Annotated in this window: 15 protein-coding genes; all 15 read right to left on the bottom strand. The window is 48.6% G+C overall.

Annotation, left to right across the window (positions count from 1 at the left end):
• Positions 1-132 precede the first annotated feature (132 nt).
• Entirely contained in the window at positions 133-1,896 is a 1,764-nt protein-coding gene (locus AC0YNS_RS27235; protein WP_475784079.1) for a sensor histidine kinase, read from the bottom strand.
• Between the two features lie 31 nt (positions 1,897-1,927).
• Entirely contained in the window at positions 1,928-3,511 is a 1,584-nt protein-coding gene (locus tag AC0YNS_RS27230; RefSeq protein ID WP_475784078.1) for a response regulator, read from the bottom strand.
• Positions 3,512-3,603: 92 nt separating this feature from the next.
• Positions 3,604-5,253 (bottom strand): extracellular solute-binding protein, encoded by a 1,650-nt coding sequence (locus AC0YNS_RS27225; protein WP_475784077.1) that lies wholly within the window; start codon positions 5,251-5,253, stop codon positions 3,604-3,606.
• An 81-nt stretch (positions 5,254-5,334) separates the two neighbouring features.
• The gene (locus AC0YNS_RS27220) at positions 5,335-6,237 is read right to left on the bottom strand and encodes a carbohydrate ABC transporter permease (protein ID WP_475784076.1); all 903 of its coding nucleotides are present in this window, start codon (positions 6,235-6,237) and stop codon (positions 5,335-5,337) included.
• Positions 6,238-6,286: 49 nt separating this feature from the next.
• Positions 6,287-7,150, bottom strand: a complete 864-nt coding sequence (locus AC0YNS_RS27215) for an ABC transporter permease (RefSeq protein ID WP_475784186.1) — start codon at positions 7,148-7,150, stop codon at positions 6,287-6,289.
• 270 nt (positions 7,151-7,420) lie between these two features.
• Positions 7,421-8,728 (bottom strand): NAD(P)H-dependent oxidoreductase, encoded by a 1,308-nt coding sequence (locus AC0YNS_RS27210; RefSeq protein ID WP_475784075.1) that lies wholly within the window; start codon positions 8,726-8,728, stop codon positions 7,421-7,423.
• Between the two features lie 12 nt (positions 8,729-8,740).
• A complete protein-coding gene (locus AC0YNS_RS27205; protein ID WP_475784074.1) occupies positions 8,741-9,499 on the bottom strand; it encodes a phytanoyl-CoA dioxygenase family protein in 759 nt (252 codons plus the stop codon).
• Positions 9,500-9,687: 188 nt separating this feature from the next.
• Complete coding sequence (locus AC0YNS_RS27200; RefSeq protein WP_475784073.1) at positions 9,688-10,794, bottom strand: glycoside hydrolase family 172 protein; 1,107 nt, start codon at positions 10,792-10,794, stop codon at positions 9,688-9,690.
• Positions 10,795-10,939: 145 nt separating this feature from the next.
• On the bottom strand, positions 10,940-11,824 hold the full coding sequence (locus tag AC0YNS_RS27195; protein ID WP_475784072.1) for a carbohydrate ABC transporter permease: 885 nt from the start codon (positions 11,822-11,824) through the stop codon (positions 10,940-10,942).
• Between the two features lie 18 nt (positions 11,825-11,842).
• The gene (locus AC0YNS_RS27190; protein WP_475784071.1) at positions 11,843-12,748 is read right to left on the bottom strand and encodes an ABC transporter permease; all 906 of its coding nucleotides are present in this window, start codon (positions 12,746-12,748) and stop codon (positions 11,843-11,845) included.
• Positions 12,749-12,828: 80 nt separating this feature from the next.
• A complete protein-coding gene (locus AC0YNS_RS27185; RefSeq protein WP_475784070.1) occupies positions 12,829-14,562 on the bottom strand; it encodes a type 2 periplasmic-binding domain-containing protein in 1,734 nt (577 codons plus the stop codon).
• A 200-nt stretch (positions 14,563-14,762) separates the two neighbouring features.
• On the bottom strand, positions 14,763-15,536 hold the full coding sequence (locus AC0YNS_RS27180; RefSeq protein ID WP_475784069.1) for a response regulator transcription factor: 774 nt from the start codon (positions 15,534-15,536) through the stop codon (positions 14,763-14,765).
• The gene (locus AC0YNS_RS27175; protein ID WP_475784068.1) at positions 15,533-17,281 is read right to left on the bottom strand and encodes a sensor histidine kinase; all 1,749 of its coding nucleotides are present in this window, start codon (positions 17,279-17,281) and stop codon (positions 15,533-15,535) included. Before AC0YNS_RS27175 ends, AC0YNS_RS27180 begins: the two co-directional genes overlap by 4 nt.
• Positions 17,282-17,471: 190 nt before the next feature.
• Positions 17,472-18,578: a glycoside hydrolase family protein gene (locus tag AC0YNS_RS27170; protein ID WP_475784067.1), complete on the bottom strand. Its 1,107-nt coding sequence runs from the start codon at positions 18,576-18,578 to the stop codon at positions 17,472-17,474.
• 183 nt (positions 18,579-18,761) lie between these two features.
• Positions 18,762-21,374, bottom strand: coding sequence for a cadherin-like beta sandwich domain-containing protein (locus tag AC0YNS_RS27165; RefSeq protein ID WP_475784066.1), 2,613 nt, complete (start codon positions 21,372-21,374; stop codon positions 18,762-18,764).
• Positions 21,375-21,526 lie beyond the last annotated feature (152 nt).

Below are 21,526 nucleotides of genomic sequence, written 5' to 3'. Positions count from 1 at the left end.
CATCGCATACGCTCATCCTTGGATCATCATTCACCCCCATGGTCTTCCGTCAACCCAATCATAGATTCAGAACGCCCCCTAAACAATGTGACTGTACAACGAAATCTAGCACTTTGAACCGATTCCGGCCGCTCAGCCTGCCCTCACCACGGCCATGTTTCCGTCTTGATCATAGAAGCATGGAATTTCAATATGTATGGACGTCCCCTCGCCTAACACGCTTTGAATTTGCACGCCATACGCGCTGCCGCATTGCAGTTTTATCCTGTCATCCACATTTCGTATACCGTAGCCGCCTTTGATTTCACGATTAAGCACACAATCGATCATTTCCTTGGGCATCCCTACGCCATCATCGGAAATCGTGAATACGATTCGATCATTGTCTTTGTAAGCGTGAATATGGATATGGATATGGTCGCCGTTCCAGGCGTGCTGCAGCGCGTTTTCTACGAATGGCTGCAAGATCATTTTCACTGTGCTGTATGGCAGAACATCAGGATCAATTTCGGTGGTCACATCGAGGCCATCCGCAAACTTGATTTTCTGAATATCGATATACGTTTGAATCTGCTGGATCTCCCGGTCGACGGAAATAATTGTCTTGCCTTCGTTAAGCGACAACCGATAGAACTTGGCAAGTCCCATGACCATTTGATGCAGACGCTCGATTTCACCGAACCGGGCAAGCCTGCTGATAGAGGACAACGTATTGTACAGGAAGTGCGGATTGATTTGCTCCTGCAGCAGTGTAAGCTCTGCTTCCTTCTTCTTTAAATTCGATATGTACACCTCTCGGATTAACTCATCTATGTTCTTGCCCATGTCATTGAACGCCGCTGCTATTTGGGCGAATTCGTCATTTCCTTTGTACGAGATCCGCTTGCGGAAATCACCGCCTCGAAAGGCGTTCAAGGAAGCAATGATTTTGGTGATGCGGATGGAGAAAGTTCGGGATACCATAACACTCACAGCCGTTAAAACGAGGAAGCTGATCAAGCAAACCAGCATCGTAATCTGACGTACGGAATCTGCATTTGCAGCAAGCAGCTGCGTCGGAATATAGGCGACGATTCGCCAGTTGAGCCCGCTGTCCAGCGGTTCGTCTATTCGGAGATAATCCGATTTCCCGCTGTCTGCACCCTGCTCAAGCAGTGCGGTATCCTTGTCACCAGAGGAAAAGAGCGGTCTATTCTCCCCATCGTAAACGACCAATGTCGCATAATCGCCGATTTTCAAATAATCGATGGCATCGAATATTTCGCTCAGCTTCGCGGTAATGCGAATAAAGCCAATCTGATTGATCTTGGCATAATCGTTTAAATTGCGAAGCAGCGAGATATTCCCGTACTGCTTATCCTCTGCGATTTGCAGCCACTTCACCTCTTGATTGGCCCCGTAGATCGTCGAAATTTTCCAGGGTTCATACCATGCTTCGCTTTCCAGCCTATCAAGCTGATAGAGGTTGTATCGCTTACCCAGCGCAAGCGGGTCCTCATCTTCCGCCGTAAAATAATACTCCGGTATCGCCCTGTTCTTGATATACACCTGCATATTAATATGCAGCGTTGATAAGTCAATCGCGTTCTGAAAGGTTGGCTTCAGATGCTTAGTCAATGTCTCATAGCTGCTCCAAGCGTCCTCTTCTATGCTCAAGTTGCCCTGCAGCTGTTGATCCATATAAAGCTGGTCCGACACGCGTCCGACATCCTTGATTCGATACATGACGTTATCTTTCATTTGAAGCAGCGTTCCTTGAATATTCTGACGGGATTGCCTCTTGGCCGATTCTACGGAAGAATGATAGGAGAACGTGCCAATGATAATAACAGGCGTCATAATCAGAATAATGTAGGATACCATAAGCTTGAACCGGAACGACAGCTTATTCCCCATCCCATGTGGTCCTCCTTCTATCGAAACGACGTCAGCATTGCTTGCGGAAATCTCCCGGGGTCATGCCCGACCATTCCTTAAACTGCCTGCTGAAGTAGGCAATGTTCTGATAGCCTGCCCTATGCGCGACCTCGTATATTTTTAGCTTAGGATCCTGCAGATGGTTCCTAGCTGCGGTCATTCTAGCCCCAATTAAATAATTGCTGAACGTTTCTCCTATCTCTTCTTTGAACAACAAGCCCAGGTGATTCGGGGAGAAGGAAAAGTGGTCCGCTACCTCCTTCAGAGTCAGATCAGTACCCAACCGCTGCTCGATATACATCCGAACCTCTTCGATCAATTTTCTGTTCTTCTTCTGTCCCTTCACATGCAGCTTCTCCGACACTTCGAACAATTTACGCCGAAACCATGACACGATGTCGTCGATTGTCTCGTAACGATGCAGGATGTCCAAACTACGATAGTCCAGTCCGATCATTTGATAGAGATCTTCATTGATGCCAAGCAAATAGTGCTCCAGCTTTGAGATCAAATGCAGCAGGAAATTGTACACGGTACTCTTCTGCTCAAGCTTAGAAGCGAACGCAAACAAATCCAGCAAACAGTCGTCGACCTTCACTAAGTCGTAGTCGGCGGCTGCTTTGAATAGTTCGGACAGAATTTGATCCAAATTACTGCTGCTTGCAATCGGCTGGTCTTCCAGCTCCTCGTATGTGATGATCTTTCCTTTCCCGCTAAACAGCTTGGCATGCAAAGCTTTACGTGCTTGCAAATAGGAGGATGGAACTTCTTCGGGACAAATGACAACGCTTCCAATTCCAATTGTAATCGAAGCCTGAAACTGCTGTTTCACTCTCTGAATCAGCCGCCTCAATTTCGTTCCATAATCATCCCCGCCTACTACCAGACCTATTCGATGCGTTTCTACCTTGCACGGGTATCCGATTGCTTCTTCCACGCATGCGTTGGTAACAAATTGTTGCAGCTCATCTATCCCATCCCGGTGGTGCTGCTCATTCTGACCGGTAACCAGCTTCCAGGAAACATCGTCGACTTCTATTATTGCTGCGGCATAGGAGGCATTAAAACTACTCAGACCAAGCCGTTCCAGTTTCATGAACAGCTCTTTCCGTTCTCCTATTCCTGTTTCAGTGCCTTCCAGCCATTGACGGATAAACGCATTGCGCAAATAGGGAATTGACTGCGTGTAAGTTTCAATCCACGACTGCTTCTCTCGCTCCTCGTTCAACTGCATGCTTACTGTGTTCATGACCTGATTGAATTCCTCGTCATCTACCGGCTTTAGCACATAGTTGCTGGCGCCCATTTCCAATGCAGTTTTGGCATACTGAAAATCTTCAAAGCCGCTCACGAAAACAACCTTTAACGCCGGCTGCAAATCAAGCGCCGAGCGTGCAAGTTCAAGTCCCGTCATACGCGGCATACGCACATCCGTGACCAAGATATCGACCTTCTGCCGGTTAAGAAAATCAAGGGCCGCGAAGCCGCTGTTCACAGCTCCAATGACTTGCATGTTCATTCGTTCCCATGGGACAAGCCTTCGGAGTCCTTCCAGATCGAGTCGTTCATCATCGGCAAGCAACACAGTATACACAGCCATTCTCCCTTCCATCTCTCATTTTGGTAAAAAAAGAGAGTATACCTAGTTTCAAGTATACTCTCCTTCTAGTACCCGGCAAGATACAATTATTGTCCAACGATGGTCTGGTTGTTGTGCCAAGCATTCTCTTTATATTTCAACACACTGTCGAAACCCACTTTAAGTGCGTCTTTCTCTGCCTGCGCCAACACTTCATCGACCTCCGCGTCATTCTTTGCAAAGATAGCTTTAGCCAATGCTTCCTTCGCAATTTCGCCTACGCTTTGCGCCGCAATTCCCTCTGCTGTATCCGGCAAAGGATCCAGATTGACGAATTGGGTCGCGTTCATCGATGTTTTCCAGAACACATTGGTTTGCTGAACCGTCGACCAGTTCCGTTTATCTTCAGGCAGCGTCATTTCGATTTTCACTTTAGCGCCATCAATGAAGGTAGTGTTGCCGACGAAATTATACGATTGCAAACCGATCTTATCTTTCTCCTCCGGAGGCATAGTTGTCCACTTGTCATTCGGAATCGGAATCCCATCCCCGTCAACCGAATCCCACAGTACGCCTTGCGGACCGAACCATACGACCTGCTGTCCTTCCGGACTTGTCATCCAATCCAGGAATCTGAAAATCGCCTCCGGATCTTTCGCATTCTTCGTAATGACGTTCACGTTCCAGCCGAGAGAATTCCAGTTGTTTGGCGTAATTTTGTTTTTATCGAGACCGGCTTTATGAATCGGCCAGATGGCCATATAGCCGTCTTCCGGATCTTTCTTCTTCAATTCTTCGTCCGGTGAACGCCCGAGGTTCGCTGCATCGCCAGCTGCGATGACGGCAACGCGTCCGTTGACCAATTTCTCCGAAAGCTGATCTCCGGTTTGGGTAAGCGCATCTTGCGAAATAAGCTTCTCTCTGAAAAGCAAGCTCGTGTACTTCAACGCTTCGGCATAAGCCGGATCGCCCCAAATCGGTTTTAACGCATCGCCTTCGGTATACACAGAGTGGTCGACCAGCATCGGCGGGTTATTCTCTTTAAAACCGGTGTAGATCATGCGATGTCCCCAGCCTGATGTATCGATTTCCAGCGGAATGACATTCGGATATTTCTCTTTGACAAGTTTCAGGTAAGCATGTAAATCATCGAAGGTTTCCAGTGCCGGAGATCCAAGCTCTTTATAAATCTTCTTCTCGATCAGCCAGCCCGAGTTCCCGTTCGGCGTAGACGTATAGTAGTTTGGCAGCTGATAGAGCTTGCCGTCAGATGACCGGAGCAGATTGAGCGTCGCATCCCCGACATATTGCTTGAAGTTCGGATATTTGTCTAAATACTCATCAAGCGGCACGAGAGCTCCCGCGGCACGAAGTCGTTCCACGCCAGGTCCGCGATCCATCAAGATGAGATCAGGCAGCTCGTTGGACGCGATCATCGTATTAAGCTTGGCTTGCGATGCGCCTCCTGTAGCTACTTCCTTAACCGTAACACCCTTGTTGTCCGTTATCCATTTCGAGATGGTATTGTCACCCCATGTGCCAAGTCCCCACCAGTCATAATTGCCGAAATAAGTAAAGGTCAGTGGCTCCTCCTTTACAGCTTTCACATCGTCGCCATTACCTTCCTTACTCGTCGCATTGCCATTGGCCGACTTCCCATTATTCGAGCTGTTATTGCCGCTGCTGCATGCAGAAAGCAGTAGAGCCGAACCGAGCATGCTTACAAGAATTACCGAGAGCATTCTTCTGGCCTTCAAGTGGATTCCCCCTGATAACGATTAATGTAAATCATGTATGTGTAAGCTCTTCCCAAGCTTATCACCAATCCTACGATTCGATCAGCCCTTTAGTGAGCCAACCAATACACCTTTGACAAAATACTTCTGTACGAATGGATAAACCATAATAATCGGCAGTGTCGCCACCATCATCGTTGCCGACGACAGCGATTTGGTCGTGACCGTCTTCAACCGATCCATGGCGTCCAGCGCAGAAGCATTGCCCCCGGCAGCTTGAGCCAGCTGCTCTGAAACGATGTTGGAATTCAAAATCTGATTGAGCAGCGTTTGAATCGGAATCAGATTCGGATTATTAATGAAGATCGTCGCCGTAAACCAGTCATTCCAATGGCCAACAGCCGTAAATAGCGATAATGTGGCAACGACAGGACCGGACAACGGAAGGAAGATGCGGAAGAAGATACTAAAATGATTTGCACCGTCGATTTTGGCCGATTCCTCAAGTCCGTCCGGCAGCTCCATAAAAAAGGTCCGAAATATAATCATGTTCCATACGCTTATCAAGCCTGGAATAATCATGACCCAGAAGGAGTTCATCATGCCCAGAGAACGGCAAAGCAGAAAGAATGGAATTAATCCCCCGCTGAAATACATCGTGATAATACAGAAGACCATGTAAAACTTCTTGCCGGCTACTCCCCTGCGAGACATGGCATAAGCGAAGATTGCCGTGCAGAAGATCGCCATGGCCGTACCGATGACCGTACGTAAGACCGATACGGAGAATGCTTGCAGCAGACGTTCATCCTTAAAAACGATTCGGTAATTTACCAGCGTAAAGTCACGCGGCCAGAAAGTGATGCCGCCTAGTGTCGTATCGGTCCCGGAATTGAGTGAGATGACCAAACTGTTCCAGAACGGATACAACGTAACGAATGCAAGAATGACGAGAAAGCTATAAATAAACAGTTGCATAACGCGGTCTCCGCCGCTTAAATGCATGACTGGTCGCCCCTTTCCTTCCTATTCCAAGCTGCTGAGCTCCCGCGGTTCACCACAAACTTGAGCCAAGACGTCGCGCCACGCGGTTAGCCAGAACGAGCAGCCCCACACTGATAACGGCTTTGAACAGTCCAGCTGCTGTCGCGTAAGAGTACCGATTGCTCAAGATACCAATGCGATACACATAGGTATCGATGACATCGGATACATCTCTTAGAATCGGATTGTTGCCAAGCAGCAGCAGATCATCGAAGCCCGCATTCAATATTCCTCCTACCGCCAGGATCAGAAAGATGATCACAACCGGCATAATACAAGGAAGCGTGATGAGAATCATCATCCTAAAGCGGCTTGCCCCGTCTATGGAGGCCGATTCGTACAGATGCGGGTCAACACCGGCAATCGCCGCAAGGTAAACAATCGTCGCAAAGCCGATATCCTTCCAGATGCCCGTAGTAACCACGATTGTCCAGAAGTATTCCGGCATGGACAAGAAGTTAATCGGTTCCTCAATCAAATGCAGCTCCTGCAGAAGGATGTTAATACTGCCGTTATCCGTGGAAAGCATAGACATCGCAAAGCCGGCCACAATAACCCAAGAGAGGAAGTGAGGCAGGTAACTTACCGTTTGGACAATCCGCTTAAACACCATACTTCTGACCTCATTGAGAATCAGTGCCAGAAAGATCGGGGCCGGAAATCCGAAGAACAGTTTAAGCAGGCTGATCGCAATCGTGTTGCGCATGATTTGCCAAAATTCAGGCGCCTCAACAAACATCTTGAAGTGCTTAAACCCTACCCAAGGACTTGCCCAGAAACCTTCAAACATGTTGTAGTCCTGAAACGCCATCAGCACACCGTACATCGGAATGTAACTAAATACAAAGATGAAAACGATGGAAGGGATGATCATAAGTTGCAAATCCCATTGGTTTCTTAGCGTCTCGATCAGCTTCGGCTTTGCTGCTCGCTTTGTTTGTGCCGTCGCCGCAATGATGGATTGCTGCGCCTCCAACTTGTTACCCCCTCCTGATTTGTTACATTTAGTATAGAAAAGAATAGATCCCTTTCCTATGAGAGTGAGCAATGAAAACTTGCACATTTCAATGACAGTCGCACGATAATGTGTAAACAAAAAACAATCCGCTTCGCCGCTTAGGCGTTAGGATTGTTCTTGTCTTTGCTAGAATGTGCGCAGTCCATCTTGCGTTTCTCTTAGCTGCCAAATAAAATCAGAGCCGCGTTCCCGCAGCATGCCATAAGTAATAATCGTCCCTTTGGGGATGTTTACTCTGGCAATCACGTTCTGAGCGAGTGCATAAGGCAGTCCGTCCTCTGAAGAGGTGCCTACCGCCGCTACCAGATGAGCACGGACCGTTTCTCCGCCCATTCCATCGAGTGCTTCCCCTGCCTTAATCGTTCGTTTGGCGACAGCCACGACATCGCTTGTCGCTTTAAGCTGCGGACTTCCTGTAGCTTCACCGAGCAGAACGGCCTTTGCAATCGATATCGGCGTTTCCATCCCTACGAAGTGATGCGCGCGATAGATAACCCCTTGAGATCCATCCGTTGACATCGGTATCCCCTTATCCCGCAGCTGACGTTGTACGAAAGGATCAGTACTGCCAATGACGATAAAGACACCGCCGTTCAGATGATCATGGCTGACATCGCCAATTTCGCGAAAATCAACGACATCGACGACTCCATGACGGTGAAGAATCCCTCCCTCCTCCCGTAAACGAAACACCTCGGGAATTTGCGAGAGCGGCACTCGGGGCTTGTGCATGCCTGGAACATCCGGTACGTAACCAGTCATATTAGCCATGCACGCCATCTCGATTTGGTATTTGGAACCGTCCCAGTACGCAATATCGGTGTCGTGCATCGCTTCTCGATCGTTTAATCTGCGGTCGACTTCCTCCTGTGAATGAACGGTCATCCATTTGCCGAGCACCGGCACGTCAAACCCTAAGGTCCGCGCCCAATCGTACAGCCCCTTGGCTAAACTTGGTTGATCGCCGTCGGCAAGCGTATATATGACGCCTTCCTGTTCGGCAACGCTGCGAAGCGCAGCGCCAACGCCAACATCTGCTTCAATATTGACCATCACTACATGCTTCTTATGGCGAAGTGCCTCGTAGGCGAACTGTGCCCCGAATACGGGCAAGCCCGTCGAATCCACGATGACTTCGAGATCGCAGCTCAGCATATCGAATGGATTCATCGCAATGACGGGTTTACCAGCCTCAATCCCTGCTTGAATAGCAGCCTTAGAATCCGCAGTCTTGATCTCGTCTCTGGCGAATCCGGCTGCCATATACATTTCTACTGCGTAGGACGGATTCACATCATAGACAACCGCAATCTGCATCCCCTTCATTCGCGCAGCTTGAATGGCCAGTCCGGTGCTGAATCTGCCGGCACCGGCAATGCCCACACGAATCGGTCTCTCTCGACATGTAAGCAGCCGAAGCAAGAGATTCTCCATTTCATCACCTCTTTATTGGAATACACGCGGATCACGCGGCCACGGGCAGGCGCCTAGCAGCATATTTCGCAGCGGCGTGTTCTCTTTATTACCTAGCAGCGCAGCGCCTGGTTCATAACCCGGCCATTGCTTGAGAAACAGCGGACCATAATTGTAAATCAGCGATCTCCGCTGCTGATTTGAGGTATTATCCATTGCGGCGTGATAGGTGGCCCCATCGAACAAGACAGCCGTTCCTGCTTTCACGTTCATCCGTACATGACCGGGCATTTGTCCGCCCGCTTGGTCAGATGGCAGCACATCATCATGCATATGCCGGCTTCCCGGCAGGAAGGAGAGGCAGCCTCCATCGTATGGCACGTCAGCCGTAAAATAGAACACCTTCACCATAAACGGCACCCGCTTCCCTCCAATTAGCATCGTCGTTGCCGTATCCCTATGCCAATTCGCATGCGTCACTTGTCCGGGATGCTTGATAAACAGTTCATTGTCAATCATTGTGAAGGCATCGCCAATGACATCCCGCATAATGCCCATCATCCGTGGATGCTCCATCAACGCAAGATAAATCTCCCCATGCTCAATAACGCTGCTCACCTTATCGATATTAGGCGGCATGGCATTCCCTTTAGCCTTCCAAGCCGCGAGTGTTGCATCCATCGCCGTGTTGTAAGCAAGAAGCTCATCCTCGCTTAGAAAATCCTCAATCGCTATGTAGCCGTCTCGCTCCCAGGAAAGATACTGCTCCATCGTCAATTCATGCAAATGCATCGATTCAACCTCCCCTTAATGTTTATCCATAACCTTATGTTAAGTCGAATATGGGGATGATTATAGAGGTTCATTTGCTCCGTTTCCGTGACATTTTGCTGTTTCGACTCATTAAAAAGGCGTTATCTCACAAGCCCATCGCTTTAGATGGTGCTTGTCAGATAACGCCTTGATTTAATGCCTTTTCCTTACACGTCACTGCGCTTCGGACCGTCCGCCGAGCCGGTTAGCAAATCCTTCATTCGATCTTCCCTGCTGGGAAAGCCGGCAAACGGCTGCGAAGGCAGTGACTGATACCAGTAAGCAACCGCACAATAATCATCACTTAGCTCAAAATAACAATCGTCCGCATCAGGTCCATTACCTGCCGCCCGATACCTCGTATAATCATCTCCTAAATAAGCCTGAGCTTTGGCACCGGAGCCATAGCCGATTTGCTGCACCGTTACCTTCAAGCTATCTTGGAAATAGATCGGATCTCGGACATGGAACCGATAGATGGAATAAAGGCCGTTGTCATGATCGACCAACGGAGCACCTTGATACGGCGTCAATACCTCATCAAGTCCCCATGCTGAACCCATGTAATCCTCAGCGCCTGTTCCGCAGATGGTCGGGTAATCCGAATCGCCATCGATATAGAACTTCACTTCGCCTTCTCCCCACCAGCAATCCCGGTAGATGCTGCGCACGCCAAGAGTCGTTCCGAGATAAACGCCCCGCCCCTTAATGTTATCCGCGATGACGAAATCCTCGTGCATCGGGCATGGGTTACTCCGTCTGAATTGGGCATGAAAATATCCGGTCGACTCGTCCAGCTCATCGCCGCGCGTCACATCGAATTGATAGAACAGTAGGGATACATCAGAGCTGGAGTCATTCTCGATCGTGACGATCGCCTTCTTCTTGAAGGGCATCGGAATCCAGCAGTTCAGCCCTTTCCCGCTCTGCATCGTGACACAGTCGGATAACATCGACTTCTGCCGACCATGCGCAACGCCGAAGAAATCACCGATTGGCGCTTCCACGCTCGGATGCGTCTGATTATCCCAATACATGCGGATAATGACATTACGCATATGATCGATGTTACCCGGCGGCAGCGTAATCCATATATGACGGATTATGCCCGGTCCGTCGCAATTGACCAGCTCGATCGTCTGACCCCTCCGGAAACCTTCAATACACGGTGAACCCTTCCGGCCATTCTGCGTTTGCCCGCCGGCGCCGACTGCCCCTGTCTTATTTTCCGACGTAAAGGCTCGACTCTCTATGTTCTTCAACTCATACAGCATGCTGCAGCTACCTCCGTCTAATTAGGGATATAATTGTTCCTCTACCTATTAATGCCACTACTTTCACCCTATTGTCTATAGAAATAAAAAAGACCCCGAACCGGTTCAGCGAACACGCTTCGAGGCCTTCTTCTTGCTTAGTAAACTACTCTTTCACCGAGCCCAGCATAATACCGCTGATGAAGTACTTCTGCATGAACGGATACACAACCAGAATTGGAATCATGGTGATGACCAGCTTCGCAGCGGTCAAACTGCGGTTGGATACCGAAGCCATGCTCTTGATCTGCTCTACATCGCGTACCGTCGTATCGAATTTGACAACGAGCTGCTGGATATAGGTTTGCAGAGGGAAATCGTCCGTTGTCATGGAATAGATCAAGCCATCATAATAAGCGTTCCAGTTACCGACAACGACGAAGAGTGCAATGGTCGCCATAATCGGCATGGAAAGCGGAATATAGATTTGGAGCAATCTGCGCCACGGCCCTGCGCCGTCTATACTTGCGGATTCTTCAAGCTCAGCAGGGATATTTCTGAAATAGTTCAGCATGAGGATAATATTGAATTGACCGACAGCACCCGGAATGACAAGCGCCCAGATTGTCCCAAGCATGTGCATATCCTTCACGGTGAAGAACATCGGAACTACGCTTGGTCCAAAGAGCATGGTTGCGATAATAATCCACATGTACACGCCTCTGGAGCGAAATACTCTCTTGCTCCTGGACAGCGGATAAGCAGCTAGGACAACCAGCACCATGTTAATGATCAGAGCAAGGATAACCCGTTTGAACGATACGCCGGCCGCAGTCAGAATGGCGTGATCTTGGAAGATCGTCGTGTATGTTTTCCAGCTCAGGCCAAGCGGATAAATCGTTACCAGACCTGCTGTTGCTTTGGCACTGTCGCTGAGTGAAATGGCCAATATGTTGAGCAGCGGAACAAGTGTAATGACGGCCAACAAGGTCAGAATACCGTATATGATCGTGTTGGTGATAATATCGCTTTTCGTTAACCTAATTCCCATCTGTTTCACCCCAATCGTCTAGAACACCTTATATTCGCCGTATTTTTCTGCCAGCCATTGTGAGAGTAGAATAAATATAAAGGCAACTGCCGATCGGAACAGCCCTACTGCAGTAGCAAATTCATATTGATTGCTCTGGAAACCCATGCGGTAAATATACGTGTCATAGATATCCGCAACTTGGTAGACTAACGGATTGTACAAGTTGAAGATTTGGTCAAAGCCTCCGCTAAGAATACCTTGAAGACTTAGGATCAGAATCAGTACAACCGTACCTTTGATGCTCGGCAGCGTAATATTCACGAGCTTCGCCCATCTAGAAGCGCCGTCTACATCAGCAGCCTCATATAAATTCGGATTAATGGCCGTGAGTGCCGCCAAGAAGACGATGGCATTGAAGCCGAAGCCCTTCCACACATCCGTTAAATAAATGATGACCATAAACCAAGTGTTGTTATTGAAGAACATGGTCGGCTCGCCGCCGGAGATTTTGTGAACCAAGCCGTTAATCAGGCCGTCAATCGAGAAGAAGTCTTTAAATATCCCAGCCATAATAACCCACGATAGGAAGAACGGCAGATACACGATCGTCTGTACCGATCTCTTGAACCATTTTTTCTTAATTTCGTGCAGCAGCAAAGCGAAAGCAAGCGCGCAAGAAATATTGAGGATGATTTTGATAATAGAGATCGTGATGGTATTAATGGTGATTTGCTTAAACTCCGGTATTTGAAACAGCATTTTGAAATGGTCCAGCCCCGCCCAAGGCGATCCCCATATGCCAGCAATCGGATCAAAATATTTGAAAGCCATAATGGATCCAAGCGTTGGATAAATGCTGAAAATAGCCAATAGGACAATACTCGGAAACAACATGAAGTGATAGTGGATGGCTTCCTTGCTACGCACTCTGTTCGTCTTCAACATCATTCCACCTCAATTCGGATGAAACAAGTGCTGAGGCTGGGGGCAGCTCAGCACTTGTTAAAGAGTCATATTCTGAATTATTTACCTACGATATCATTCACTTCAGCCGTAATATCTTTACCACCCATGTCGTTCCACAGCTTAACGAAGCTATCGAACTCTTCAATGGACTTCTTGCCTGTAATGATTTCAAGGAAAGTCTTCTTCTCCAGGTCATCCATGGAAGCTTTCTTCTTCTGCATCAAATCAGTCGAACCGATAAATGCAGGAAGTGTTTGTTGAACCGGATTCTTCACCAGACCTGCTGCGCCGACCGCGAATTGGTTAGCAAGGCTCCACAATCCCATATCCGCAAACTTGTCTGTTGCTTTCTCATAGTTCTGAATCGCTGTTGCTTGTGCTTTGGACTCCGGATCTGCTTTGTCCATAGGCGTTGTGCCGTTTAGGACATCTTGAATCGCTTTGTAACGAACCGTAATTTCATGCGGATCCTTCGCGCTTACGCCAACCGGCAGCAAAGGCATTTTCGCATTCAAATATTTAGCGCCTTCGTCAATGGTAAGCTTGTTGTACCAATCCAGATGTTTCGTGCTTGCTTCTTGTGCATAGTTCAACATTTTCATAATGGCTTCCGGATGGCTGAAGCCTTTCTTCACCACTACAAATGATCTAACCGCGCCGTAACCTTTAGCGTGAGCAACGCCGTCTACACCTTGCAGTACAGTCGCCTGCCAGTTCGCTTTATTATCGTTCTTAATGGAGTCAGGAAGCGGATACCATGTGGACCACCAAGCGCCTTGGAAGACACCTGCTTTGCCTTTAGCAATCATTTCAACCGATTTGTTGCTGTCGTTCATGATGAAATCCGGCGCAATCATGCCTTCTTTATACCATTTAGCCAGTCTTTCCAGCGCGCCTTTCATTTCAGGCTGAACGGAACCGTAACCAACGCTGCCGTCTGCTGTTTTCACCCATTGACCCGGATAGGAATTGTAAGCTCCGAATACGAAGTCGAAGGAGTTTGTGTCTGCGCCATAGATATTTTGCTGAGCTGGAAGCACGCCGGCACCGAACTTGTCTTTGAATGCTTTAAGCGCTGTTTCTACATCATCAAGTGTTTTCGGTTCAGGAAGACCAACTTGATCCAGCCAGTCCTTACGTGTCCAAATCACCGGAATTGCCGTTTCAACGTCTGCGATCGATGGAATCGCATAGAGCTTACCATCAGAGGACACCGAATTCAGCGCATCAGGTCCACCTAGTGCAATGCTTTCTTTCAGGAATGGCGATGCATAATCTTCGTATACTTTAGACAAATCCTCGATCATGTCTGCTTTAATCAGCTTCTTCAAGATGCTCAGACCATTCGGGTCCACGCTGATCGACAGCACGTCAGGGATGTTATTAGCTGCAATCAGCAAGCTGACCTTCTGCTCGAAAGCAAAGTTCTGGTCACTTGTCGACCATGCCATCTTCGGCTTTACATTCAAGTTCTGTTCGAACCATTTCTGTACATCGTTATTCTCAAAGCTCTCTCCGGCAGGCGGTTTCGCTTCTGCGGAAATTGAAATCCCTGTCGTGAATTCAACCAATTCGTCCATCTTGCCAAACGGATCAGGCTTCTCAGCAGGCGCAGTGTTCTCTGCTGCCGCGGCGTTATTGGTGCTTGTTTCATTCGTTGCTGCCGCATTGTTGGTTGCTGCAGTGCTGCCGTTCTCGTTTGCGTTGTTTGAATTACCGCATGCTGCGCTTGTCAACATCAATGCCGCGATCAGTGAAATCGATGCTGCTGCCTTTACTTTGTTGTTCACGTGAATCCCCCTTGACCTCTGTGAATTTGTTGTATTGCGTATCTCTATAGTAAGCCTGAATTGCGGAAGGACGAGATAGACAATCATCATCAGCAACTGGGAATTCGGTTATCTGTTGTACACGTTTACAATACAAATTTCGTACCATTACAGCAAAATTTTCCCTTGTTGTTGAAAGCGCTTAAATTGCAAGTTCGGAACTACCGATTCCGTTCCCGAAACTCGGTAGGCGTCATGCCGCAATGCTCGCGGAACAGCTTGCTGAAATACTTCTCATCCTGGAAGCCGAGCTGGTCGGCGATCAAGTAGACCGGCTTGCTCGTTTTGCGCAGCAGCGATTCGGCAGATTGGATCTTCAAGTTTTTCAAGTAGTCACTGAACGGGGTTCCCACGATATCCTTGAAACACAGGCTGAAATACCCTCTGCTCATATTCACGGCCTTAGCGACCTCTTCTTGGTTAATGCCATGGAATAAATGCTCGTTCATGAATTTGACGGCATTGTTGATGCAGGAGACCACTTCCTCTGAATAACGTTTCCCATGTTCGTTCTTGAAGATCGGCGGATAATCGCTCCCGCTCCGATCTTTGTTATCACGCTGAATCCGGCTTTCGATCCGCTCCAACACGTCCTCGAGCTTCTCCTTCTCCAGCTGTGTTTTCACAATATAATCAATAGCGCCAAGGCGCATCGTTTCTTGAATGAACTCAAAATCTTGATGGCAGGTCAGCACGACCACCTTCAAATCAGGGAAGCTGTTGCGCGTCTCTTTCATAAGCTCAAACCCTGACATACCCGGCATTGTAAGATCCATAAACATAACATCGACACTGTTGTCCTTCAGAAATTCAAGCGCTTTGTCCCCGCTGCTGACGTCGCCAACGATCTTAAAGCTGAATTTCTCCCACGGCAGCACAGAAATAAGCCCTTTTCTCACATAAATTTCATCGTCTACGATTAAGGTATTGATCATTGCGATTCCTCCTTATGCGCTATGCGATTGATAGGTAGACGGAGCTTAAATACAGTCCCTACACCCTTCTCGCCTTTGATGTCCATTTCAGCCTCTTGCCCATAATTCACTTCAAGCATGTATTTGACATAGCTTAGTCCGATTCCCATACCGACCTTCTTGTGCTCCTCGGATTGCGGCTCCAGCATTCTTGCAATGTCCGCGTCGGTCATCCCTTCACCGCTGTCCTCAACGGTAATAATCAACTGCTTGTCCTGCTCATACACGGCAATCTTGATAGACCCGCTCTCATCTTTGAGACCGTGATAGATGGCATTCTCCACAATCGGCTGCATGATAAACCGCGGAATACTTACATCACCAAGCGTAGGATCGACGACAATTTGCACGTCAAAATGATAGGCGTACCGAATTCGCTGCAAATCCACATAGTTCTGAAGCGCCTCCACTTCCTCGTTCAAGGAGACGATGCCGCCTTCCTTGCCCAGGTTATAGTGAAGCACTCTCGTGAATAGGGCGACCAGACGGTCGATCTCGTCCTGCCCATTCATTCTTGCCAGCCACTGGACGGTATTCAGCGTATTATGCAAGAAATGAGGATTAATCTGATGAAGGATTTTCTCCACCTCAATCACTCGTTTCTTGCGCTCCTTCTCCTCCAGCTCCTTGAACAAGTCCGAAATTTTGATTTTCATATCGTTAAACTGCACTAGCAAACTATCAAACTCGACAATTCCGGTCATCTTTACTTTGGAATTAAATTTGTTATGCGCCAGCAACATAATCTCTCTATTAATTGTCCGCAGCGGCCGCGAGACAATTCTCCATATGGAGAGCCCGAGCAATATACTGATGACAATCGACAGTACGGCGAACAGCGCGAATTTGCCGATCCACTTCTTCACATCTGCGCTATAAGCCTTCGTCTCGACGGCGGAGAGAATATACCACCCCAGCTCGCCCTTCTGCGAGAAGACATAGTAGCCTTTCTTGATGGAATCCGATTTGCCCGTACTGCTTAGCTGCTTCACATCGATCCGCTCGCCAATTGCGAAATCCTCCGGACGCTGACTGTACATCACTTGGCCTTTGTCATTGAGCAGGATCGACGATACATCCAGCTTGTAACGCTGCGATTTCAACAGATCTTCAAACAGTTTGATGCTGGTCTCGATATATACGTATAAATCGGCTCCCTCAATGAGGTTGACCTTTCGCGCAATCGAGAAAACCATCATGTCCTTCGCACGCTTCACTGTCATATGCGGTCCGTAGAAGTTTGCGTTAAGGCCATCTGCCAGCTGCGGCAGCAGCTCCAGACTAAACCCATCATCGACACTTTGATTCTCGAACATGACTTGATTCTTATTGGCGTGATAGAAGAAAATCAGCCCAATATCCGGCTTAGCGGCATTTATGAGCGAAATGCTTTCAATGACCGCTTTCTTCTTCTCATATTTGGTCATAATATCCTTGGTATCAATAAAGGTCTCAATATCATCGGCCACTCGCCCGTTATACATCGCAAGCTGCAGCGCTGAATCTTCTAAATTCGAGAATACATGGTCAACGCTAATTTGGAACTGTTTCATATTGCTGTGAATGCCATCATCGATATTCGTGTTTAGCAGGGAAATCATAGATACATAGGAGATGTAGCCGATTAGAGATAAGGGAATGATAGAACTAAGGATTAGGAAAAAGTAGGCTCTGTTCTTCAAAGAGTACGATGATTTCGGCAGCAAATTGTGGTTCCCCCGCTCCTGATGAGTAGTTTCCATTGATTGTTATTATTGTAAGGAATGCAAAAGGGAACCGTCAATCCGCCATAATAATCCATATTCTGACAAACTTCACGCTTCCTCTATGAAGCAAGGCTGGCCTTGGTCCATTCGGACCAAGGGCCAGCCTTTGATGGATGCCGCTGAATTGCGCTTAAGACGGGAATACCAATGCGGTATGATTGTTGCGGAACGCATTCGTCGCAGGCGTTAGCGTGCTAAAGTTGCCGGCCGAATCAACCCCGTTCGAGGTCCAAGCCTGCACTCCCTGCCAACCGTTCAAGTAGCCGTTCTCATAATCCTGCGTCAGCGTATGCCCGGAAGTTCCTACGCCCGGCGTTTCTCCGAGCATGGCCGGCTTGCTTGTTTCGAGGCCGAAGGATGCAGGCGACGTGTAGAACGGATTGCCCCAATACTGCCCCATCCAGTCATAGTAGTGCACCGAGTAGAAGTCGACCTTCGCCTTCGTGTTGTTCACTTGGGCCTGCAGCGCCGAATTGCTGATCTTGTTGCCTTGTGCGCCGGATACAGTATCGCTGTTATACTTGATCATCGCCATGCCGACCGTCACGAGAATTTGGCTGTTGTTGTGAATCGCCACCGCGGCTTTGGCAAAGTAACGCTGAAGCACGTTCCAAGGCAGCTGTCCTGCCGCCGCATCCTCATAGATCCAGTCCGGCTCGTTGACCAGATCGATCGACCACAGATACGGATTGTTCTTGTAACGGTTGACGAACGGGATAATGTAGTTATTCACGAACGTATCTGTTTTGCTGCTGCTATTGATCATGTTCCGCCATTTCATGTAGTTGGTGTGGCTGTTCTTAAAGTGGTCGAACGAGATGAGCGTCGCCATAATATAGATGCCGTTCTGCTGCGCCAATTGGAACAGCGTATCGAGATTGTTCCAGTGTGCCGTCGTAGCGCCGGATACCGTACCGTCCGTTGCGATATTAATGCCGACTTCGCCATTGCAAGTAATCCAAATCCGCGTCGCGTTGACACCATTATCGTGCAGCGACTTGAAATGATTGCCCCACCAGGTGGCGTTGAAGCTGCCGCCAAAATCATTCCAGGAATTCCATGGCGTATTCGCGGCATTCATCCAAATCCGCTTTCCGCCGGCCATAAACTGCGTTCCGGATACCGTAATACGGTCCCCGAACGCAGCGCTCGCCTTCTTCGGTACGAGCGTCAGCAAGGTTGCGAGCATACACATCACCATAAGTAAGGATAAAGTCCGACGAGTCGTTAACGTCATTTCAATCACTCCCATGTTCATCAGAATAGGGTAGTCATCTCTTGCGTTAGCTAAGCCGCTAGTATGGCCATGCTGGCAGTTACATCAGACATTCCCCCTCTCGCGAAAGGCCTCCGTCTTCAAACCGGCTCTATGCTGACTGCTCGATACCTCCCGGAAGAATCAAACTTAGACGGTTTTGGATTAACCGCGGACAATGATTATCGTGTAAATTTGCTGCGTTGTACCGTCCGGTGCCGTTACTTTCACCGTCACGGTGTTGTTGCCTTTCACCAAGCTGCTGCCGCCGGTAATCGCTACTTTGGCTGTAGGGAATACCGAAAGCGCTGTAACTTGAACCGACTTCGTGTTCTTAGATACGTTTACCTTATAAGCGAGCTTGTCAGGAGAGAAGCCCGGAACCGGTTTCCCGTCAATTAATAGCAAGCTTAGATTTGCATTGCTTGATTTAGCGCGCGTAATCGTAATGGTATAGGTTTGCTTCGTGCCATCTTCCGCTGTTACTTGCACGTTTACTTGATTACTCCCGATGACGAGCGATAAAGCAGGATCCACGGAAACCTTGGCTGTTTCACTTTCCGCTTTAGCACTCACATACACCACAATCGTACTGTTCGGCACGGTTACGGAATACGTAAGCTTGCCGGGTACTAAAGCAATCAGCGATTGCCCGTTAATTTTCAATTCGCTTAGCGCGGTGTTGCTGGATTTAGCCCGAGTGATTGTCAGCGTGTATACCTTGCTGCTGCCATTCTCAGCTGTTACCGTTACCGTCGCCGTGTTGTTTCCAACCGCAAGTGACGTACCGCCATTCACCGCAACCGTTGCATACGGATCAGCTGTCGTTGTCACCGCGATCGAAGTCGTTTCGTTCGGCACCTGCAAGGAATAGGAGAGCGTATCCGCCGAGAAGCCTGCTACCGTGACACCGTCGACTTTCAGGTCACTCAGGTTCGCATTCTTGGAAATGCCGGATGGGAACACCAAGTCAGGATGTTGGTTGTAGAAGCTGCTTGCCGCCGGACCGACTCGCGTAAGATCACCAAGACCGTCTACGCCGTTGGAGGTCCAAGGCATCATGCCTTGCCAGCCATTCGTGTATGCACTGACATAATCCTGCGTCAATGTATGACCTGACGTGCCTAGTGCTGCTGTCTCGCCGATAACCGCCGGACGATCCGCTGACAATCCGAACTGCTCCGGTGTCATGTACATCGGGTTGCCCCAATATTGACCCATCCAGTCGTAGTAATGCGGTGACCAGAAATCAAGCTTCGCCTGCGGATTGCCGCCGACTTTAGCCATCAACACACCATCGCCGACTTTATTGCCTTGGCAGCCTTCCGTACAAGTGTCGCTGTTGTATTTGATCATCGCTACGCCTACTGTTGTAAGCACGTTGCTGTTCTCATGAATGCCTACACTCATTTTGGCGAAGAGGGACTGGAGGTTCTCCCAAGGAAGTTTACTTTCCTCGAACACCCAATCCGGCTCGTTCATAAAGTCGATCGACCACAGATAAGGATTGTCCTTGTACCGATTCGTGAACGGAATAACGTAGTTACTGACATAGGAATCGATGTTAGCCTCGCTCATTAACATCTTTCTCCAGCTGTCATAGCTCGGATGGGAGTTCTTCATATGGTCAAAAGAAAGCAGCGTTGCCATGATATACACGCCATGCTTCTGAGCCAAGTAGAACAAGCTGTCCAGATCATTCCAATGTGCCGCTGTCGCACCGGATACATGCCCGTTAGCATCGATGTTGATGCCGACTTCTCCGTTGGAAGTAATCCAAACGCGGGATGCATTCACGCCATTAGCATGCAGGAGCGCAAAGTGGGTATCCCAGAAGTCGTAATCGAAATCGCCGCCAAAATCATTCCAGTTATCCCAAGGCGTATTGGCTCCGTTGAACCAAATGCGCTCATGACCGGCATTGAACGCTGTGCCTTGGATTGTAATGTGATTGCCTTGGCTTGAAGGAAGATCGCGAATCAATCTAATCGTATACGTCTGCTTGGTTAGATCCTTCGCCGTTACCTCTACCGTAACTGCATTCTCACCGACGGCAAGATTGCTGCCTCCGGTAATCGTCGCAGCTGCATCAGCTGCAGTAGTTGTAGCCGTTACAGCTGCTGAAGTCGTTCCGTTCGGAACATGTGCAATATACGAGAGATCTTTGCTTGTGAAACCGGCTACCGTCGTGCCGTTGACGCGAAGATCGCTTAAGCCTGCAGGATTCGGAACCTCAACAGGCGTACCGCCAAGAATGCCGATGCTGTCGATATAGACGCTGCCAGCAAAGTCGCCGCTCGATTGCACTTGAACGCCAAACTCGTTGAAAGGCGTCTTGGCACCGGCTGGGATTGTCAGTGTCAGCGTATTCCATGCATCCTTCGTCAAATTGGTATACGGCACGTAGTTGCCTGTCCAAGACCAGGTGCTGTCCATCATATAAGGCTGGACACCTGCGATGCTTGCGCCGCTCGGTACCCAAATATGGAATTCATAAGTGCTTCCTGCAGTTAGTCCGGCAGGTGAGCTTAATTTAGCGAACGGCCCTGCGGAGCCTGTAACATTAAGTGTCATCTTCATGGATTGATTGCCTTGGTAGGCCTTCTCCGTAGTGACAGCGAGCGTCGCCCCGGACGTTCCTGTAAATCCTTGTGTATTCGTCTCGAAATTGAATTGTGCTGGATCCGCTGCAGCGTTTACACTTGCAGGTACGACTAGCAAAGCTGCCAACATAGACATGATGAGGAATAAGGCGATCTGTTTACGAAGCTTTATCATTCTTCATTCACCCCAACTAATTTAGTTTTAGTAGATTTCCTAAAGCCTAGCATTGACATTCTCGCTAGAACTCCCCCTCTCGGCATCGTGAAGCGCTTACATTTTTGTGAAAAAAAGAAACACAGTTTTGGATTCTGCTTTGGAACTCGAAC

This window comes from Paenibacillus sp. J22FR21, assembly GCF_056269135.1.
This window is presented reverse-complemented; position numbering and strand designations above follow the sequence as displayed.

Excerpts from the sequence above, each read along its gene's own strand:
- AC0YNS_RS27235 (WP_475784079.1), bottom strand. The coding sequence starts at position 1,896 with ATGGGGAATAAGCTGTCGTTCCGGTTCAAGCTTATGGTATCCTACATT.
- AC0YNS_RS27220 (WP_475784076.1), bottom strand. The coding sequence starts at position 6,237 with ATGCATTTAAGCGGCGGAGACCGCGTTATGCAACTGTTTATTTATAGC.
- AC0YNS_RS27215 (WP_475784186.1), bottom strand. The coding sequence starts at position 7,150 with ATGATCATCCCTTCCATCGTTTTCATCTTTGTATTTAGTTACATTCCG.
- AC0YNS_RS27210 (WP_475784075.1), bottom strand. The coding sequence starts at position 8,728 with ATGGAGAATCTCTTGCTTCGGCTGCTTACATGTCGAGAGAGACCGATT.
- AC0YNS_RS27205 (WP_475784074.1), bottom strand. The coding sequence starts at position 9,499 with ATGCATTTGCATGAATTGACGATGGAGCAGTATCTTTCCTGGGAGCGA.
- AC0YNS_RS27200 (WP_475784073.1), bottom strand. The coding sequence starts at position 10,794 with ATGCTGTATGAGTTGAAGAACATAGAGAGTCGAGCCTTTACGTCGGAA.
- AC0YNS_RS27195 (WP_475784072.1), bottom strand. The coding sequence starts at position 11,824 with ATGGGAATTAGGTTAACGAAAAGCGATATTATCACCAACACGATCATA.
- AC0YNS_RS27180 (WP_475784069.1), bottom strand. The coding sequence starts at position 15,536 with ATGATCAATACCTTAATCGTAGACGATGAAATTTATGTGAGAAAAGGG.
- AC0YNS_RS27170 (WP_475784067.1), bottom strand. The coding sequence starts at position 18,578 with ATGACGTTAACGACTCGTCGGACTTTATCCTTACTTATGGTGATGTGT.
- AC0YNS_RS27165 (WP_475784066.1), bottom strand. The coding sequence starts at position 21,374 with ATGATAAAGCTTCGTAAACAGATCGCCTTATTCCTCATCATGTCTATG.